The organism is Alienimonas sp. DA493 (assembly GCF_043951915.1).
Classification (GTDB): domain Bacteria; phylum Planctomycetota; class Planctomycetia; order Planctomycetales; family Planctomycetaceae; genus Alienimonas.
On the sequence record NZ_JBINJD010000110.1, the window covers coordinates 1 to 17,168 of the forward strand.

A 17,168-nucleotide genomic window follows, 5' to 3' on the forward strand; every position below is an offset into this window, starting at 1 on the left:
GTGTCATCGCACACGCCCGAACACACGGAGGGCTGACGCCCACCGCTCGCCGACGGGCCGTTAAAACGTCCGTTCGACGAACGTGGTGTCCATCGTGCCGTCGCGGAAGGTTTCGTTGGCGATGATCTCCCGCAGCAGCGGGACCGTCGTTTTGACGCCTTCAATGTGAAACTCCGCCAAGGCCCGCTTCATCGTGGCGATCGCCTCGTCGCGGGTGGGGCGGTGGACCAGCAGTTTGCCGATCAGGCTGTCGTAGAAGGGCGGAACGGTGTAGCCGGTATAGACGTGGCTGTCCCACCGCACGCCGGGGCCGCCGGGGATGCGGAGGGCGGTGATCTTGCCGGGGCAGCCGCGGAAGTCGTTGGCGGGGTCTTCGGCGTTGATGCGGACTTCGATCGAGGCCCCGTCCGCCGGGATGTTCTTCTGCTTCAGGTCCAGCTTTTCGCCGGCGGCGACGCGGATCTGCTCTTTGACGAGGTCGACGCCCGTCACCAACTCCGTGACTGGGTGCTCCACCTGGATGCGGGCGTTCACCTCGATGAAGTAGAACTTGTTGTCCCGCACGTCCAATAAGAACTCGACCGTGCCGGCGTTATAATAGCCGGCCGTCTTCACCAGCCGGACGGCCGCGGCGCAGAGGTCCTTGCGGACGGAGGCCGGCATGTTGGGGGCCGGGCTCTCCTCGACCAGTTTCTGGTGCTTGCGCTGCATGGAGCAGTCGCGTTCCCACAGGTGGAAGGCGTTGCCGTGGGTGTCGGCGATCACCTGCACCTCGACGTGCCGGGCCTTCTCAATATATTTTTCGAGATAGACGCCGGCGTTGCTGAACGCCTTCTCGGCCTCCTGGGCGGCCGCTTTGAGACCGGCCTTGAGGGCGATGTCGTTGCGGGCGACGCGCATCCCCTTCCCGCCGCCGCCGGCGGTGGCTTTGATCAGGACCGGGTAGCCGATCTGCTCCGCCAATTCGACCGCTTTGTTTTCGTCCGTCACCAGCCCGTCGCTGCCGGGCACGGTGGGGACCTTCGCCTCCTGGGCGATGGAGCGGGCGGTCACCTTGTCGCCCAATTTGCGCATCGCTTCTTCGGGCGGGCCGATGAAGGCGATGTTGCAACTCCGGCAGACCTCCGCGAAGTGGGCGCTTTCCGACAGGAAGCCGTACCCCGGGTGAATCGCCTGGACGTTGCCCAGCTCCGCGGCGCTGATCAGGTGCTTGATCGAGAGGTACGACTCCGACGCCGCCGGCGGGCCGATGCAGATCTTCTGATCGGCGAGGTCCAGGTAGGCGGCGTCGCGGTCGGCGGAGCTGTAGACCGCGACGGACTCCACCCCTAATTCGCGACAGGCGCGGATGACCCGCAGGGCGATCTCCCCGCGGTTGGCGATCAGCAAACGTTGAAACATGAGCGGCGTCCCGCCCGGGGGCGGTCGACGAAAGGGGATTGCGGCGGCGGAGCGGTCCGGGCGGGCCGGCCGGTCAGGCGAGGCGGAACAACGGGGTGCCGTATTCGACCGCGTCGCCGGTCTTCACCAGCACCTCGGCGATGGTGCCGGTCGTGTCGGCGGGGATCTGGTTGAACACTTTCATCGCCTCCACGAGACAGACGATGGTGTCCGCCTGCACCTCGTCGCCGACCGAGACGAACGGCGGATCGTCCGGGCTGGGAGAGGGATAGAAGGTGCCGACGGTGGGGCTGTCGATTGTGCGGCCGGCCGGGGCGGCGGGCGCCGCGGGGGCGGCCTCGGGCGCGGGGGCGGCGGGCGCCGGCGCCGCGGCGGGGGCCGGGGCGGCGACGGGCGGGGCGGCGACGGGCGGGGCGGCGACCGGAACGGGGGCCGCCCCGCCGCGGCGAACGTGCCAGCGCTGGGCGTCGCCCTTCAGGTCGATCTCCGAAACGTCGAACCGCTGCATCATCGCGAGCAGCGATTCGACGGCGGGCAGATCGAACGGGCCGCCCTCGGACGACACGGAAGCGTCTGCGGCGTCGTTCGAGTCGTTGTCCGGAGCCCGGTCGTCGGCGGGGTCGTGGGCGTCGTCACTCATGCGGGGCGGGAACCGCGGCGGGTCAGGCGGGGGTCAGGCGAGCCGGTTCGCGGCGGGGGAGGGAGGAGAGAACCTGGCGCCCCTCGGGGGTGACCAGCACGTCCTCCTCGATCCGCACGCCGAACCGATCGGCAAGGTACACGCCCGGCTCGACGGTGACGACCATGCCGGGGGCGGCCACGTCGTCGGAAATCGAACTCAGCCGCGGCGCCTCGTGGACTTCCAGCCCGATCCCGTGCCCGGTCCCGTGGCCGAAGTACTCCCCGTACCCGGCTTCCTCGATGACGTTACGGGCCGCGGCGTCCACCTCTTTCAGCGGCACGCCGGGCCGCAACACGGCCAGGGCGGCGTCCACGGCGGCGTTGACCGTGTCGTACACGCGGCGGAATTCCTCCGGCTCCTCCCCCGTCACCAGCGTGCGGGTCAGGTCGGAAACGTACCCGTTGGGCATCCGGGCGCCCCAATCGATCAGCAGTGTGCCGGCCTCGGAGACGCGGGGGTCGCCGACGGAGTAGTGCGGGTGAGCCCCGCCGGGGCCGACGGCGACGATCGGGGCGAAGCTGAAGCCCGTCGCCCCGCGTTCCCGCAGCGCCGCTTCGAGGCGGTAGGAGAAGTCGCGTTCCGATTCGTCCCCCCGCACGTCGCCCAGCGCGGCCGTGAAGGCGGCCTCCGCGGCGGCGACGGCGGCCCGGATCTGGGCGATCTCCCAGTCGTCCTTGATCGCCCGCAGCTCCTCGACCAACCCCTCCGAGGTCAGCAGCGGCACGCCGGCCGCGGCGCCCTTGAGCGTTTCGAAGTCGGCGAGGGTGATGTGCTCCGCCTCCACCGCGACCGGCCCGCGTTGCTTGCCCAGCACCTTCGCCGTGGACTGGGCGAACGTCTCGGCCTGAGTGCGGATGGTCGCGTCCAGACCGGGGCACTGCCGCTCGATCTGGGCGGCGTAGCGACTGTCGGAAATGATCCGTTCGACGTCCGGCCCGATCAGCAGGCGGGCGCTGCTGCCGGTGAACCCGGTCAGGTAGCGGACGTTGACCGTGCTTTCGATCAGCACGGCGGCGAGGTCGGGGTGTCGCTCCGCGAGAACCGCCCGCAGGCGGTCGCGGCGGGCGGCGTAGGTTCCGGAGGGAGGGTTGGGGTCGTTCATCGTGCGGGGAGTGTAACGCGGGAGTCCCGCGGGGCTCCCGCGTTACAATGGAAGTATGCAATCTCCCACCGCCCGAACGCCGGACGCCAGCGTGGACCTCGCCCGGGCCGCCCGCTGCGGATTCCCGGAGGTGGTCTACGGCGAGGGCAAGACCGCGGAGCAGATCGCCGCGGTGTTCGCCGCCCAACAGGAGGCCGGGCAGCGCTGCTTCGCCACGCGGGTGGACGACGCCTCCCGGGCCGCCCTCGCCGAACGTTTTCCCTCCGCGGTCGTCAATCACGTCGCCCGCACGGTGCGGCTGGGCGAGGCGGGGCGGGAAACCGGGTTCGTCCCGGTCGTCACCGCCGGCACGACGGACCGGCCGATCGCGGAGGAGGCGGTCGAAACGCTGCGGTGGATGGGCGTGCGGACGACGCTGATCGCCGACGTCGGCGTCGCCGGCCCGCACCGCCTGCCGGAACGCCTGCCGGAACTCGCCGGCCCCGACGGTACGGGGCCGGACGCCGCCGTGGTCGTCGCGGGGATGGAGGGGGCGTTGCCCAGCGTCGTCGGCGGACATCTTCCCTGTCCGGTCGTCGCCGTGCCGACCAGCGTGGGGTACGGGGCGAACTTCGGGGGGCTCTCGGCGCTGCTGGGCATGTTGAACAGCTGCGCCGCGAACGTGGTGGTCGTGAACATCGACGGGGGGTTCAAGGGGGCCTACGTCGCCGGCCTGATGACGCGGGGGCCGACGCCGCCAACGGGGTGAAATCGATCGACGGGGTGAGTGGACTGACGGAGTGACCCGATGAGCGACCTGACGACGATGCCGCACCTCGACGCGACCGCCGTGCGAATGCTGAAGGAGGCGGGGATCGACTCCGCCGAGGCGCTCCGCGACGCCGGGGCGGCGGACGCCTACATGGCGGTGAAAGCGCGAGCGCTGGCCCCCTCCGAGGATCTGCTGTGGGCGATCGAGGGGGCGCTGACGAACGCCGAGCCGCACGACATCTCCGCCGACCGCCGCAACAACCTGCTGCACCAAACCGGGGAACTGCTCTCATGACCGTCCAACGCATCACGGCCGTTCCCCGTCACCCCGACCGGGCCGCCGACAGCCACAAGGGGGACTACGGCCGGGTGCTGATCGTCGCCGGCAGCCGCGGCATGGCCGGGGCCGCGGCTCTCTCCGGGTTGGGGGCGCTGCGGGGCGGGGCCGGGCTGGTGACGGTCGCCTGCCCGGAGTCGCTGGCGAACGCGGTCACCGCCGTCGAGCCGGCGTTGATGACGGTCCCGCTGCCGGAGGAGGACGGCCACGTCGCCGACCCGGCCCCGGACGGTTGGAGCGACGAACTGTCGGACCGCGATTGGGACGCCGTTGCCGTCGGCCCCGGTCTGGGGCAGAGCGAGGCGGCGAAGACCGCGGCCCGGTTGATCTTCACGGGCTGGGAGTTGCCGCTCGTGGTGGACGCCGACGGGCTCAACGCGCTTTGTCATCCCTCCACGGGGCAGGGTCTCGCCTGGGAGCCGCACAACGACTTCCCCCGCGTGCTCACCCCGCACCCCGGCGAGTTCGCCCGGCTGCTCGGCCCGGAGGTGAGCGTGAAAGAGGTGCAGGCGGACCGGGAGGGACTCGCGGTGAAGTTCGCCGCGGAGCACAACGTCGTGCTGCTCCTGAAGGGTTCCCGCACGCTGGTGACGGACGGCGACCGGCTGTTCGAAAACCGCACCGGCAACCCGGGCATGGCCTCCGGCGGGTGCGGCGACGTGTTGACCGGGCTGATCGCCGCCCTGATCGGACAGGGGATGGAACCGTTCGAGGCCGCCTGCTGCGGGGCCCACCTGCACGGCCGGGCCGGCGACCTCGCCGCCGCCGCCCTCAGCCAGCCGGGCCTGATCGCCAGCGACCTGCCGCGGTTCCTCGCCCGCGCCTTCGCGGACCCGGCGTATGAGCGGGCCGACGGCGACGACGCCTGAGCCGTCGGCCCCCGCGCGGTTTCGCCCCGCCCTCGGGGACCGCCCGGTGCCCGGCCCGGGACCGCGTGCTACTCTGGCCGCGTCTTAATCCGCCGATTCCCGTCCATGCCGCCTCAACGCCTCCCGACGACCGTTTCGGGAAGCGGGGACCAGACGCATTCGGAATTGGATCCCGTCCTCCCGCGACGGTTCGGGCGGTACGACGTGCTGCGGACCTTGGGACGGGGGGCGATGGGGACGGTCTATCTGGCCCGGGACCGTCGCCTGGACCGAAGCGTGGCCCTGAAGACGCCCGCGGCCTCGATCATGAACGACCGCCGGCTGCGGGAGCGGTTCCTGCGGGAGGCCCGGGCCGCGGCGAAGCTCCAGCACCCCAACCTCTGCCCGGTATACGACGCCGGCGAGATCGACGGCCGGCCGTACCTCACGATGGCCTATCTGCCGGGGCCGGACCTCGCCGCCGCCCGCCCCGGGCCGCGGCCGGAGCGGGAGGCGGCGCGGCTGATCCGGGACCTCAGCGACGGGATGGCCCACGCCCACGCGTACGGGATCGTCCACCGCGACCTGAAGCCGGCGAACGTGCTGATCAACGCCGCCGGCCGGCCGGCCGTCACGGACTTCGGCCTCGCCCGCCGCGTGACCCCCGCTCTCGAAAACGACACCGTCGCGGGCGGCCCCGGCGGGCGGACGCAACGGGAGGACGCCCCGCCCGACGACCTCCTCACCGCGCCCGGGGCGGTCCTCGGCACGCCGTCCTACATGGCGCCGGAGCAGATCGCCGGCGACCGCCGCGAGGTCGGCCCGCGTTCGGACGTCTACGCCCTCGGCGTGATCTTCTACGAACTGCTGACCGGTCGCCGCCCGTACGAGGGGGAGACCTCCGCGGAGGTGATGCGGCGGACGCTCGCCGGAACGCCGGTCCCGCTGCGGGACCGGCGGCCCGACGTCGATCCGGCCCTCGACGAGATCGTGCGGCGGATGACCGCCTGGACCCCGGACGACCGGTTCGGCTCCATGGCGGAGGTCCGCGACGCCCTGAACGCGTTCCTCGAGGGCGACGCCCCCCCGCAGGAACGCGGCCCGACGTCCGGCGCCCCCACGGCCGGCGCCCCCGCCGGGGCGGCGCCGGTCCTCAAACGACGCGGCGCCGTGCTGGCGGTCGCCGCGGCGGCGCTCGTGCTGCTGGGCGTGGTGACGATCGTGTACCGGGCGGCGGACGGCTCCCTGGAACAGATGACGGTGGACGTCCCCGGCGACGTGGCGGAGGTGCGGGTCGGCCGACCGTCCGACCCGTCGTCGCCCGGCGGCGGAGACGCCCCGTCCCCGAACGGCCCGCCGCCCCCCGGCGCCGCGGCCGCGGACGAGAACGCCGGCTGGGAGGAGCTGTTCAACGGCGAAGATCTGACCGGCTGGGCCACCGGCGACTCGGACGTCTGGAGCGTCCGCGACGGCGTGCTGCACGCCCGCTTCCCCCCGGACGGCGACGGCGTGTTCAGCGAACTGCGGACGAAGCGAACCTTCGGCGACGGCGAGTTCCGGGTCACGGCCCGCGTCGAGGGGGCCGTCGGCAGCGGCGTGACCGTCCGCAACCCGCCCGGCCGGGGCGGCCGCACGACCGAGGTGAACTTCGCCCCCGCCGATCCCGGCTGGCACGGGGCGCTGTGGTCGAAGGTCTGGGAGGGGGAGACCACCGAGGACCGCCCGCCGCAGTCGATCCGGGCGACGCCGGAGGCGGCGAAGGCCGCCCAGGCCGCCGCCGCCGAGAACGGCCTGCCCCCCGGCTGGCACGTGCTCAACATCCGCACCGAGGGCGAAACGGTCTCCGTCCGGGTGAACGGCGTGCCGACGGTCACGGCGGACCTGGACGAGACGCCCGCCCGGGGGACGCTCGGTCTGCTGTTGCAACGGCGCTCGCCCGGCAACGTCGGTGCGATGACCTTCCGCAGCGTTCGCTGGCGTCCGCTCCGGCGGAACAGCCCCGGCCCGGCAGGGGAGTGACGCGGCGGTCCGCGGGCGTCACCGTGGACGGCCCCGTTCCGCCCCCGACGCTCGCCCGCTCCCATGGCCGTCCGCACCGCGTGTTTGCTGTCCGCCGCGCTCACGGCGCTCTCCGGCTGTTCGCCCGTGGGCGGGTTCCGGGCGGAGACGACCTTCCGCCCGGACGGTTCCGTCGCCCGCACCGTGCAGCAGGACGACGAGTTCGACGGCGACCGCTCCGACTGGCAGGCCGCCGGCGACGCGGCCGTCTCCCCCGCCGAGGAGTGGCCCCGGCCCATCGCGGCCCCCGAGGCGGAGGACGGAACCGGGGCGACGATCGCCCGCGGCGAGTTCCCCGCCGCCGCGGCGCTGCCCGATCACCTCCGCATCGGCGACGAACCGGACGACGAACCGGACGCGGAGACGGGCGTCTCCCGGTTCGTCCGCAACGCCGAAGTGATCGAGTACGGCGTGCTGACGGAGTACCGCTGGCGGGAAACGCTGACGGCCGGCACGTCGCCGTTGAAGATGGAGCGAGCCCGCCGCCGCGGCGTGGCCCTCGCCGCCTGGTGGGCCGGGGCGGTGTTGGAGGAGGGCATGCCGGCCGGGACGGACGCCTCCGGCTTGGTGGAGTGGATCGAAACGACCGGCGACGACTGGTCCGCCGATCTGCTGGCGGCGGGGTTCGGCCTCGCCGCCAGGCCGGAACCGGTCGCCGCAACCGACGCCCCGATGAGCCTGGAGCCGTTCCGGGAGGTCTGCTCCGACTACGGCCTCAACCTGCCGGAGGCGGCGGAGCCGTCGGACGGGGCCCCCGCCGCGATCGACGCCGAGAAAAGAGACGCGGCCGTCGCGGCGTTTCTCGACGAACTGCTGCGAACCCGCATCACCGTCGACGGCCGCCCCCTCGATGCGGAGCAGACGGAGCGGGCCCGGGAACTGCTGTTCGGACCGAAACCCAAGCCCGGCACGTACGTCGGCGAAACGCCGTGGGCGAAGATCGAACGGGTCCGCGCCCGGGTCCTTGCCGAGCGGTTCGGAACCGAGGACCCGAAGGAGGCGGGGAAGGCGATCGGGGAGGAACTCGGCGGGTTGGTCGGGCCGACGTTCTTCCGCCTGTTCGCCGCCAGCGAGGTCGCCTACCGCCATCGCATGCCCGGTCTGCTGCTCTCCACGAACGGGGCGATCCTTGATCCGGGGGTGCCCGCTGACGGCGGGACCGCGGAGGCGCTGTTCCGGTTCGACGTCTCGGCCGCGTTCCCCTTCGGCCACGCGATGACGGCCCGCTCCGTCGTGCTGCACGACGACCGGCAGCGGGAGTTGCTGGGCGCGGTTCGGATCGGCGACCGGGCCGCGGCCGTGCGGTTCCTGGAACGGATGGAGGAGGAGCAAGCCCGCTCCGCCTGGCTCGCCGCCGTCGAGGCCGACGACGCCGAAACGCTGCGGGAGATGCTGCCGTAGGGTCCGCTCTGCGGACCGTTCAGAATTGTCCAAGAACGGTGAGCGACGGTCCGCAAAGCGGACCCTACAGGGCCGCGGTCACCTGCTCTTCCGGCACGTCGGCGAAGACCCGCACCTCGCCCAGCCGGACCGGGAGCACCAGCCGCAGGGCCCCGGCGACGTTCTTCTTGTCCGACCGCATCGCCGCCAGCACGGCGTCCGGGGCGAAGTCGCAGCCGGCGGGCAACTCGATCGGCAGGTTGAACCGTTCCAGCAGGGCCGTCTGCCGGGTCAGCACGTCCGGCGGGATCATCTCCCGGGCGACCGCCAGTCGGGCGGCGCAGGTCATGCCGACGCTCACCGCCTCCCCGTGACTCAGCACGCCGTAGCCGGCGAGGTTCTCAAAGGCGTGGGCGAAGGTGTGCCCGTAGTTCAGCGTGGCCCGCACGCCGGTCGTTTCGAACTCGTCCGCGGCGACGACGGCGGCCTTCAACTCGCAGCAGCGGGCGATCAGCGGGACGAGCACGGCGGGGTCCCGATCGAGGATCGGCCCGGCGTTCTCCTCCAGCCAGCCGAAGAACGCCGCGTCGGAGATCACCCCGTACTTCACCACCTCGGCGAGCCCGCCGTGATATTCGCGGTCCGGCAGCGTGTGCAGGACGTCCGGGTCGATCAGCACCCCGGCGGGCTGGTGGAAGGCCCCGACGAGGTTCTTGCCCCGCGGCAGGTTCACGCCCGTTTTGCCGCCCACGCTGCTGTCGACCATCGCCAACAGACTGGTGGGAACCTGAATCAGCGAGACGCCCCGCATGTAGCTGGCCGCCGCGAACCCGGCCAGATCGCCCACCACCCCGCCGCCGACCGCGATCACGCAGGCCCGCCGGTCGGCTTTCAGATCGAGCAGCGCCTCGTAGACGCCGTGCAGCGACTCGAGCGACTTCGACTTCTCCCCCGGCTCCACGACGTGCACCTTCGACTCCACCCCGACGCCCCGCAGGGCCTCGGCGAAAGGCGCCGCGTACTGTTGCAGGTTCCGGTCCGTCACCGCGACGGCGGCCCGGCAGTCCGGCAGGCGGTCGGCGAGGAACCGGGCGGCGTCCGCCAGGGCGCCGGACCGCAGGAGGATGTCATAGCCCGTCGCCGGGCGCCCGCCGGGCGAGACGCGCACGGTGCGGGCGGCGGGCGAAGCGGTGGCGTCGATGGGGGAAACCGGACGGACGACGGGTGCGGCGAAACGCCCGGGAACCGGGCGGAGCGGCACGATACGACGGATCGGGAGGTTCTCAAACATTCCGCCTCCCGTCGCCCCGCCGGCCCGGACGCCCCTTGCGACCCCACCGGGGGGCGGGATAATGGCTGACGGACGTCGAGACCGGCCCCGCCGGACTTGACGCCCGCGGGTCCGCCCGCCTCGGAGGACGCCGTCCGCCCCGGGCGCCGGCGCCCGACGTTTCTCAACCCGACCGGCCGCCCCGGCCCCCGCCGCCTCGCTCCCGCCTCGTGCGGTGCGGGGCGAACCCATGTGCGGACCGGACGGTCGGACCTTCCGCCCCCGAATCCAGAACGCCGCCCCGCCCGCCGCCGTCGCGCGTGCCGTCTGACGCGTCCGCCGGCCTTCATTCATCGCGGCAATCCTTCCGGCGCCGCCGCCCGCCCCCGGCCGAATCGCCCGCCCCCGGCCGATCCCACCGCACCCGAGTTCGGAACCACGGAGCGACCCTATGGCCGACATGATGACCGCCGCCGCCGCCCCCGATCGGCCCGCCGCCGATCAGGCCGCCCCCGACCAGACCGCCGCCGCCTCGCTGCGGGGGTCGGAGATGCTCGCCAAACTGGGGGCCGAGCAGTCCCGCGACGCCTACCGCCACGTGCACTGGCAGGGGTCGTTCTCGGACTACCTCGACCTGGTCCGCGAAAACCCCAGCGTCGCCCGCACCGCCTACCAGCGGCTGTACGACATGGTGGTCAGCTACGGCACCTACCCGGTCGGCGACGAGAAGGAGGGGCTGATCCGCTACCGCTTCTTCGACGACCCTGACACCGGCGGCCGCAACGCGATCTTCGGCCTGACCCGGCCGCTGACGGACTTCGTCAACACCCTCAAATCCGCCGCTCTGGGCTACGGCACCGAACGCCGGGTGATCCTGCTGCACGGCCCCGTCGGCAGCAGCAAGTCGACGATCGCCGCCCTGCTCAAAAAGGGCTTGGAACGCTACAGCCGCACCGACGCCGGCGCCCTGTACACCTTCGGGTGGAAGGAGAAGGACCCGGAAACCGGCGAGGAGCGGATCCTCTGGGACCCGATGCACTCCGAGCCCCTCCAACTGATCCCGCAGGACCAGCGGGAGGCGATCTGCGAGATGCTCAACGCCGACCAGCCGGAAGGGGCGCACCACGTCACGATCACCGGCGAGGTCTGCCCGCTGAGCCGCTTCCTGTTCCGCGAACGCCTTGCGGAGGCCGACGGCGACTGGACGAAGGTGCTGGAAAGCGTCGTCGTCAAACGCCTGCTGCTCTCCGAGGCCGACCGCGTGGGCATCGGCACGTTCCAGCCCAAGGACGAAAAGAACCAGGACAGCACGGAACTGACCGGCGACATTAATTTTCGCAAAATCGCCGAGTACGGCAGCGAGTCCGATCCGCGGGCGTTCAACTTCGACGGGGAGTTCAACGTCGCCAACCGCGGGATGATCGAATTCATCGAGGTCTTGAAGCTCGACGTGGCCTTCCTGTACGACCTGCTGGGGGCCTCGCAGGAGCACAAGATCAAGCCGAAGAAGTTCGCCCAGACGGACATCGACACCGTCATCATCGGCCACACGAACGAGCCGGAGTTCAAAAAGCTCCAGAGCAACGAGTTCATGGAGGCCCTGCGGGACCGGACGATCAAGATCGACGTCCCCTACGTCACCCGCCTCAAGGAAGAGGTGAAGATCTACGAAAAGGACTACAACGGCCGCCGCGTGAAGGGCAAGCACATCGCCCCGCACACGCTGGAGGTCGCCGCGATGTGGGCGCTGCTGACCCGCCTGGAGCAGCCCAACAACGCCGGGCTCACGCTGTTGCAAAAACTGAAGCTCTATAACGGCAAAACGCTGCCGGGGTTCACCTCGGACAACGTCGTGCAGCTCCGCCGGGAGAGCAAGCACGAGGGCCTGCACGGCATTTCCCCCCGTTACGTGCAGGACAAGATCAGCAACGCGCTGGTCAATAACGCGGAGAGCACCAGCCTCAACCCCTTCATGGTTCTGCGGGAGTTGGAGGAGGGTCTGAAGCACCACAGCCTGATCCCCGACGACGAGGCCCGGGAGCACTACCGGCACCTCATCAGCGTGGTGAAGGAGGAGTACACCGACGTCGTCAAAAACGAGGTCCAGCGGGCGATCGCCGCCGACGAGGAGGCCCTCACCCGGCTCTGCGGCAACTACATCGACAACGTGAAGGCCTACACCCAGCGGGAGAAGGTCAAGAACAAGTTCACCGGCGAGGAGGAGCAGCCGGACGAGCGCCTGATGCGTTCGATCGAAGAGCGCATCGACATCCCGGAGGCCCGCAAAGACGACTTCCGCCGGGAGATCATGAACTACATCGGCGCCCTCGCCCTGGACGGCAAGCGGTTCGACTACCGCACCAACGAGCGCCTGCAAAAGGCCCTCGAAATGAAGCTGTTCGAAGACCAGAAGGACAGCATCAAGCTGTCGTCGATCGTCTCCAACACCGTCGACGAGGCGACGCAGGAGAAGATCGACGTGGTGAAGGCCCGGCTGATCCGGGACTTCGGCTACGACGACGAAAGCGCCACGGACGTGCTGCAATACGTCGCCAGCATCTTCGCCCGCGGCGACGCCAAGGGGGACGATCGATGAGCGGACTACTCACTCCTTCCGGTCGCTCCCCTGCCCGCTCAGCTTGGCAGGAGCGGGAAGACGGACTGCCGTCCGTCACGTCCCGCCCCGGCGAGCCGACGTGGGAGATCGCGGAGAGGATGTACCCGCGGCAGGGCGATTGGACGGAGGAAGAGTATCTCCGTGTGCGGTCGTTGAGCGATCGGACCGTTGAGTTCGTCGGCGGCTTCCTAGACTTTCACGGCGAGGTTCGACGGGCTTCCGCCCCCGGCGAGCCGACGTGGGAGGTCGCTGAGTTCGCCTACCCGCGGCAGGGGGCCTGGACTGAAGAGGAATACTTCGAGGTTGAGGCCGCCTGCGAAGGCACGGTCGAGTTCGTCGACGGGGTTCTGGATTTTCACGCAATGCCGGACTTCGTTCACGCGGACCTCCACCACTTCCTCTTCAAGTTGTTCGACGGATTTTGCGAAGCGACGGGAGCCGGTTTTGTCCGCTCAGGGCAGCTGACGGTCCGCGGACTCCCGGCGAATAGAAACCGGGAGCCGGACCTGCTCGTCCTAAAACCGCAAACCCAGAGAGGGCGCGGATATCCGAGTCCCGACGACGTTTTGATCGTCGTCGAGGTGGTCAGCCCCGACCGCAATAGCGTCGAACGCGACTATGTGACCAAGCGTGCGGAGTATGCCGCCGGTCGCATCGGCGAGTATTGGATCGTCGACGCGACCGATCCCGCCGATCCTCGCGTCACGGTCCTGACCCTATCGGACGGGCAAGACTCGACGCGATACCGCGAACACGGCGTCTTCCGCCCCGGCGACGAGGCGACCTCCCGAACCTGGCCGTCCTTGACCTGCGACGTCGCCGCCCTGTTCGCCGCCGCCGAAGAGTAAGACGACCGCGTCAACCGTTTCGCCCTCCTGCCCCGATGTTCGATCCTTGTCCCGCGCCATCGACCGCGATTCGCAACGCTTTAAAAAGATCGTCCGGGGCAAAATCCGCGACGACCTGAAGAAGTACGTGACCCAGGGGGAGATGCTGGGACGCAAGGGGCGGGAGACGGTTTCCATCCCCGTCCCCAACATCCAGATCCCCCACTTTCGCCACGGGAAAAAGGGCAGCGGGGGCGTCGGGCAGGGGGAGGGCGAGGAGGGTCAGCCGATCGGCAAGGGCGGCCGCCCCGGCGAGGGAGACGGTCCCGGCACCGCCGGCAACGAGCCCGGCCGCCACATCCGGGAGGTGGAACTCACGATGGAGGAACTCGCCGACATGCTCGGCGAGGCCCTCGAACTGCCCAATATCGAACCCAAGGGCAAGGACGAGATTAGTTCCTCGAAGGACCGCTACAACAGCGTCCGCCGCACCGGCCCGGACAGCCTCCGGCACGTCAAGCGGACCTATAAGCGGGCCCTCAAACGCAGCATCGCGGCCGGGGAGTTCGACCCGAAGAACCCCGTCGTCGTGCCGGTGCGGGACGACGAGGAGTACCGCAGTTGGACCACCCGCCCGGAGCCGCAGGCGAACGCGGCCGTCATTTATATGATGGACGTCTCCGGCAGCATGACGGACGAGCAGAAGGGCATCGTCCGCACCGAGGCGTTCTGGATCGACACCTGGCTGAAAAAGCAGTACGGCGGCCTTCAGCGCCGCTACGTCGTCCACGACGCCGTCGCCCACGAGGTGGACGAGGACACCTTCTATCGCACCCGCGAGAGCGGCGGCACGCGGATCAGCAGCGCCTACGCCGCCTGCGAGAAGATCATCGCCCGCGACTTCCCGCCGGACCAGTGGAACGTCTACGCCTTCCAGTTCTCCGACGGCGACAACTGGGGCGAGGACAACGCCGACTGCCTCGCCAAACTGGCGGACGACATCCTCCCGCACTGCAACCTGTTCTGCTACGGCCAGGTGGAAAGTCCCTACGGCAGCGGGGATTTCATCCGCGAACTGCGCCGGGTCGAATCCGACCACGAACAGCTGATTTTGAGCGAGATCGAAAACCGCGACGCGATCTTCGACTCCATCAAAGACTTTCTGGGGACGGGCCGATGAACGCCCCCCGCACGACCGACGGACCGAACCAGCGACCGACCCCGGGGAGAACCTTCTAAGATGCCGTTCTCCACCCACCGCCCGCTGCCGGCCGAGATCAAGGCGCTGCAGGACTCCATCGAGGCGAAGGCCGCGGAGTACGGGCTCGACTTTTTCGACACGGTGTTCGAAATGGTCGATTACGACGAGATGAGCATGCTCGCCGCCTACGGCGGGTTCCCGGTCCGCTATCCGCACTGGCGGTTCGGGGCGGAGTACGACGAGATGATGAAGTCGTACTCCTACGGTCTCTCGAAAATCTACGAGATGGTCATCAACACCGATCCGTGCTACGCCTATCTGCTGACCGCGAACGAACTGGCGGACCAGAAGCTCGTCATCGCCCACGTCTACGGGCACTGCGATTTTTTTAAGTGCAACGCCTGGTTCTCCAAGACGAACCGGCGGATGCTCGACCAGATGGCGAATCACGCCGCCCGGATTAATCGCTACGTCGACCGGTTCGGCTACGAGGAGGTCGAAAAGTTTATCGACCGCTGCCTGAGCGTCGAAGACCTGATCGACCCGCACCTGCCCTTCGCCACGCCCCGAGAAGAAATCGCCCGACAGGCGGAGCAGGCCCGTAAGCGTCGCGAGACGGCCCCCCCGCCAAACCGGTTCGAGGCGAAGGGGTATATGGACGACTTCGTCAACCCGCCCGAGGCGCTGGAGGAGAGCGCCCGCGAACGCCGGGAGAAGGACGAGGCCGCCCGCGACGCCCGCCACTTCCCGGAACGGCCGGAGCGGGACGTGCTGTTATTCCTGCTGGACCACGCCCCGCTGAAGGACTGGCAGCACGACGTGCTGTCGATCATTCGCGACGAGGCCTACTATTATTACCCGCAGGGGCAGACGAAAATCATGAACGAGGGGTGGGCCAGCTACTGGCACACCACGATCATGACGCAGTTCGCCCTCGATCCGTCGGAGGTCGTCACCTACGCCGACCACCACAGCGGCACGATGGCCACCAGCCCGCAACGGCTGAACCCCTACAAGCTGGGCATCGAGCTGTTCCGCGACATTGAGGAGCGCTGGAACAAGGGGCAGTTCGGCCCGGAGTGGGACGCCTGCGAGGACCGCGTCGCCAAGGAGAACTGGGACCGCGACTTGGGGCTGGGCCGGGAAAAAATCTTCGAGGTCCGCCGGGTGCACAACGACGTCACCTTTATCGAGGAGTTCCTGACGCCGGAGTTTTGCGCGAAGCACAAGATGTTCAGCTTCGCCTACAACGACTCGACCGATTACTACGAGATCGCCTCCCGCGAGTTCGAGAAGATCAAGCAGCAATTGCTGACCAGCCTGACCAACCACGGGAGGCCGGTGATTCGCGTGCTGGACGGCAACTACCGCAACCGCGGCGAATTGTTGCTCGGGCACGACTGGGGCGGCGTGGAGCTGCGGCAGGATTGGGCCAAGGCCACGCTGACGAACCTCTCGGAGCTGTGGGGTCGTCCGGTCAATCTGGAGACGATCGTGGACGAGCAGCCCGCGGTCATGTTCTGCGACGGCGGGGAGTTCGACGTCACGCCGAAGGGCCCCCGCATCCGTCGCCGCGACGCCCGCCGCGGCGGCTGACCTTCCCCTTTTTCGCCCGTTCCGATGAGCGCCGCCACCCTGCCGCAACAGATCGATTCGCAACTCGCCCGGATGCTCGCCGGGGCGGGGGGCGGGGCGGCCGGCGGCACGCTGCTGCTGACCGCCGACGACGGGGTGACCGTGGACGTGCACCTCGCGGCGGCGGAGACGCTGGGCGTGGCGCTGTCGCACCTCTCGCTGGACGTGCCGTCGCTGGCGGGGGCGGATCAGGCGACGCTGGAGCAATGGGGCCGCGACCTGTGCGCCCGGGTCACCTATTTACTGGAAGGGCTCGGCCCGCTGGAGTACGACCCGCAAAACGACGAATTATTAATCCGCAGCGTCCCGCCGACCCGCGACGCAGGGGCGACGAGCTACTTTGAAGTGATGCTGTCGGCGTCGGGCGCCGGGGCGTTCACCCTGGCCCGCTACCGCACGGAGCCGGGGGTCTCCCGCACCCGGGAGGACGTGCCGCTGACGCGGGAGGTGTTGAAGCGGCTCGTGCGGGACGCGGTGGAAACGATCCCCTGAGGCGGGCGCTCGGTCGCCGCCCGTCCGCCCTCGCCCGCACGCCCTCACCCGCCGAGTGACTCGACGACCTCGGGGGTGAACACCGCCACCAGCGCCGCGCAGGCGCCGCAGGCGGCGACGGCCACCGCGGCGGAGCACAGTCGCACCGCCCCGGCGAGTTGGGCGGTGCGTTCGGAATCCTTGTCCTCTTCCCGCACGACCGCCGCGGCGAGGGCGGCGATGACCTGCCCGAACAGCTCCGCGGCCATCGCGCCGGAGAGCGCGAGGAAGATCACGCACCAGCGGGCGGTGTTCAGTTCGAAGACCACCCCCGCCGCGACGGCCAGGGTGAGCACGAACAGGTGCCCGGCGAGCACGCCGTCCCGGCGGAACCCGAGCACCAGCCCGCGTTCCGCTTCGATCAGCCGTTGCCGCCACGTCGCCCGACGGCGGACGCCGTGCAGCTTCCGCACCGCCGCGATCCGCCGCGACAGCGGTCGGGACGGCCGGTCGAGGGCCCCGTCGGCGTCGCCCCGCAGCGGGACGACGGGCGCCGGTCCCGCGGGCGCCGGCCCGCCGGAGGCCTCCG

General features: G+C 70.1%; 15 protein-coding genes. 10 read left to right on the forward strand and 5 right to left on the reverse strand.

The window, feature by feature from the left end; all coding sequences use genetic code 11:
- Positions 1–60: 60 nt before the first annotated feature.
- The 3 genes from accC to ACG2DA_RS15750 all read right to left on the reverse strand — a co-directional run bounded on the left by accC (position 61) and on the right by ACG2DA_RS15750 (position 3,185).
- Complete coding sequence (gene accC, locus ACG2DA_RS15740) at positions 61–1,401, reverse strand: acetyl-CoA carboxylase biotin carboxylase subunit (RefSeq protein ID WP_395256742.1); 1,341 nt, start codon at positions 1,399–1,401, stop codon at positions 61–63.
- Between the two features lie 73 nt (positions 1,402–1,474).
- Positions 1,475–2,041, reverse strand: coding sequence for an acetyl-CoA carboxylase biotin carboxyl carrier protein (gene accB, locus ACG2DA_RS15745; RefSeq protein WP_395256743.1), 567 nt, complete (start codon positions 2,039–2,041; stop codon positions 1,475–1,477).
- A 22-nt stretch (positions 2,042–2,063) separates the two neighbouring features.
- A complete protein-coding gene (locus tag ACG2DA_RS15750; RefSeq protein WP_395256744.1) occupies positions 2,064–3,185 on the reverse strand; it encodes a M24 family metallopeptidase in 1,122 nt (373 codons plus the stop codon).
- A gap of 55 nt (positions 3,186–3,240) precedes the next feature.
- On the opposite strand from ACG2DA_RS15750, the gene larB reads away from it, so the two are divergent.
- The 5 genes from larB (at position 3,241) to ACG2DA_RS15775 (ending at position 8,579) form a co-directional block, all read left to right on the forward strand.
- On the forward strand, positions 3,241–3,933 hold the full coding sequence (larB, locus tag ACG2DA_RS15755) for a nickel pincer cofactor biosynthesis protein LarB (protein ID WP_395256745.1): 693 nt from the start codon (positions 3,241–3,243) through the stop codon (positions 3,931–3,933).
- 39 nt (positions 3,934–3,972) lie between these two features.
- The gene (locus tag ACG2DA_RS15760) at positions 3,973–4,230 is read left to right on the forward strand and encodes a TfoX/Sxy family DNA transformation protein (RefSeq protein WP_395256746.1); all 258 of its coding nucleotides are present in this window, start codon (positions 3,973–3,975) and stop codon (positions 4,228–4,230) included.
- Positions 4,227–5,141: an NAD(P)H-hydrate dehydratase gene (locus ACG2DA_RS15765; protein WP_395256747.1), complete on the forward strand. Its 915-nt coding sequence runs from the start codon at positions 4,227–4,229 to the stop codon at positions 5,139–5,141. The genes ACG2DA_RS15760 and ACG2DA_RS15765 overlap by 4 nt, the downstream gene beginning before the upstream one ends.
- 165 nt (positions 5,142–5,306) lie before the next feature.
- Positions 5,307–7,139 (forward strand): protein kinase, encoded by a 1,833-nt coding sequence (locus ACG2DA_RS15770; RefSeq protein ID WP_395256748.1) that lies wholly within the window; start codon positions 5,307–5,309, stop codon positions 7,137–7,139.
- Positions 7,140–7,202: 63 nt separating this feature from the next.
- Positions 7,203–8,579, forward strand: coding sequence for a hypothetical protein (locus tag ACG2DA_RS15775; protein WP_395256749.1), 1,377 nt, complete (start codon positions 7,203–7,205; stop codon positions 8,577–8,579).
- A gap of 64 nt (positions 8,580–8,643) precedes the next feature.
- On the opposite strand, the gene aroB is transcribed toward ACG2DA_RS15775, so the two are convergent.
- On the reverse strand, positions 8,644–9,726 hold the full coding sequence (gene aroB / locus ACG2DA_RS15780) for a 3-dehydroquinate synthase (RefSeq protein ID WP_395256750.1): 1,083 nt from the start codon (positions 9,724–9,726) through the stop codon (positions 8,644–8,646).
- Between the two features lie 652 nt (positions 9,727–10,378).
- On the opposite strand from aroB, the gene ACG2DA_RS15785 reads away from it, so the two are divergent.
- From ACG2DA_RS15785 to ACG2DA_RS15805, 5 genes are read left to right on the forward strand one after another with little or no spacing between them, the layout of a single operon-like run.
- On the forward strand, positions 10,379–12,424 hold the full coding sequence (locus tag ACG2DA_RS15785; protein ID WP_395256756.1) for a PrkA family serine protein kinase: 2,046 nt from the start codon (positions 10,379–10,381) through the stop codon (positions 12,422–12,424).
- On the forward strand, positions 12,421–13,293 hold the full coding sequence (locus ACG2DA_RS15790; RefSeq protein ID WP_395256751.1) for a Uma2 family endonuclease: 873 nt from the start codon (positions 12,421–12,423) through the stop codon (positions 13,291–13,293). Before ACG2DA_RS15785 ends, ACG2DA_RS15790 begins: the two co-directional genes overlap by 4 nt.
- 46 nt (positions 13,294–13,339) lie before the next feature.
- On the forward strand, positions 13,340–14,452 hold the full coding sequence (locus ACG2DA_RS15795; RefSeq protein ID WP_395256752.1) for a DUF444 family protein: 1,113 nt from the start codon (positions 13,340–13,342) through the stop codon (positions 14,450–14,452).
- Between the two features lie 60 nt (positions 14,453–14,512).
- Complete coding sequence (locus ACG2DA_RS15800) at positions 14,513–16,069, forward strand: SpoVR family protein (protein ID WP_395256753.1); 1,557 nt, start codon at positions 14,513–14,515, stop codon at positions 16,067–16,069.
- Positions 16,070–16,093: 24 nt separating this feature from the next.
- Positions 16,094–16,600 carry a hypothetical protein gene (locus tag ACG2DA_RS15805; RefSeq protein WP_395256754.1) on the forward strand — a complete coding sequence of 169 codons (507 nt, stop codon included), beginning with the start codon at positions 16,094–16,096 and terminating at the stop codon, positions 16,598–16,600.
- A 44-nt stretch (positions 16,601–16,644) separates the two neighbouring features.
- Here the strand turns inward: ACG2DA_RS15805 and ACG2DA_RS15810 are convergent.
- Positions 16,645–17,168 (reverse strand): diacylglycerol kinase (locus ACG2DA_RS15810; protein ID WP_395256755.1); only part of this gene is annotated, 524 nt, incomplete at its 5' end.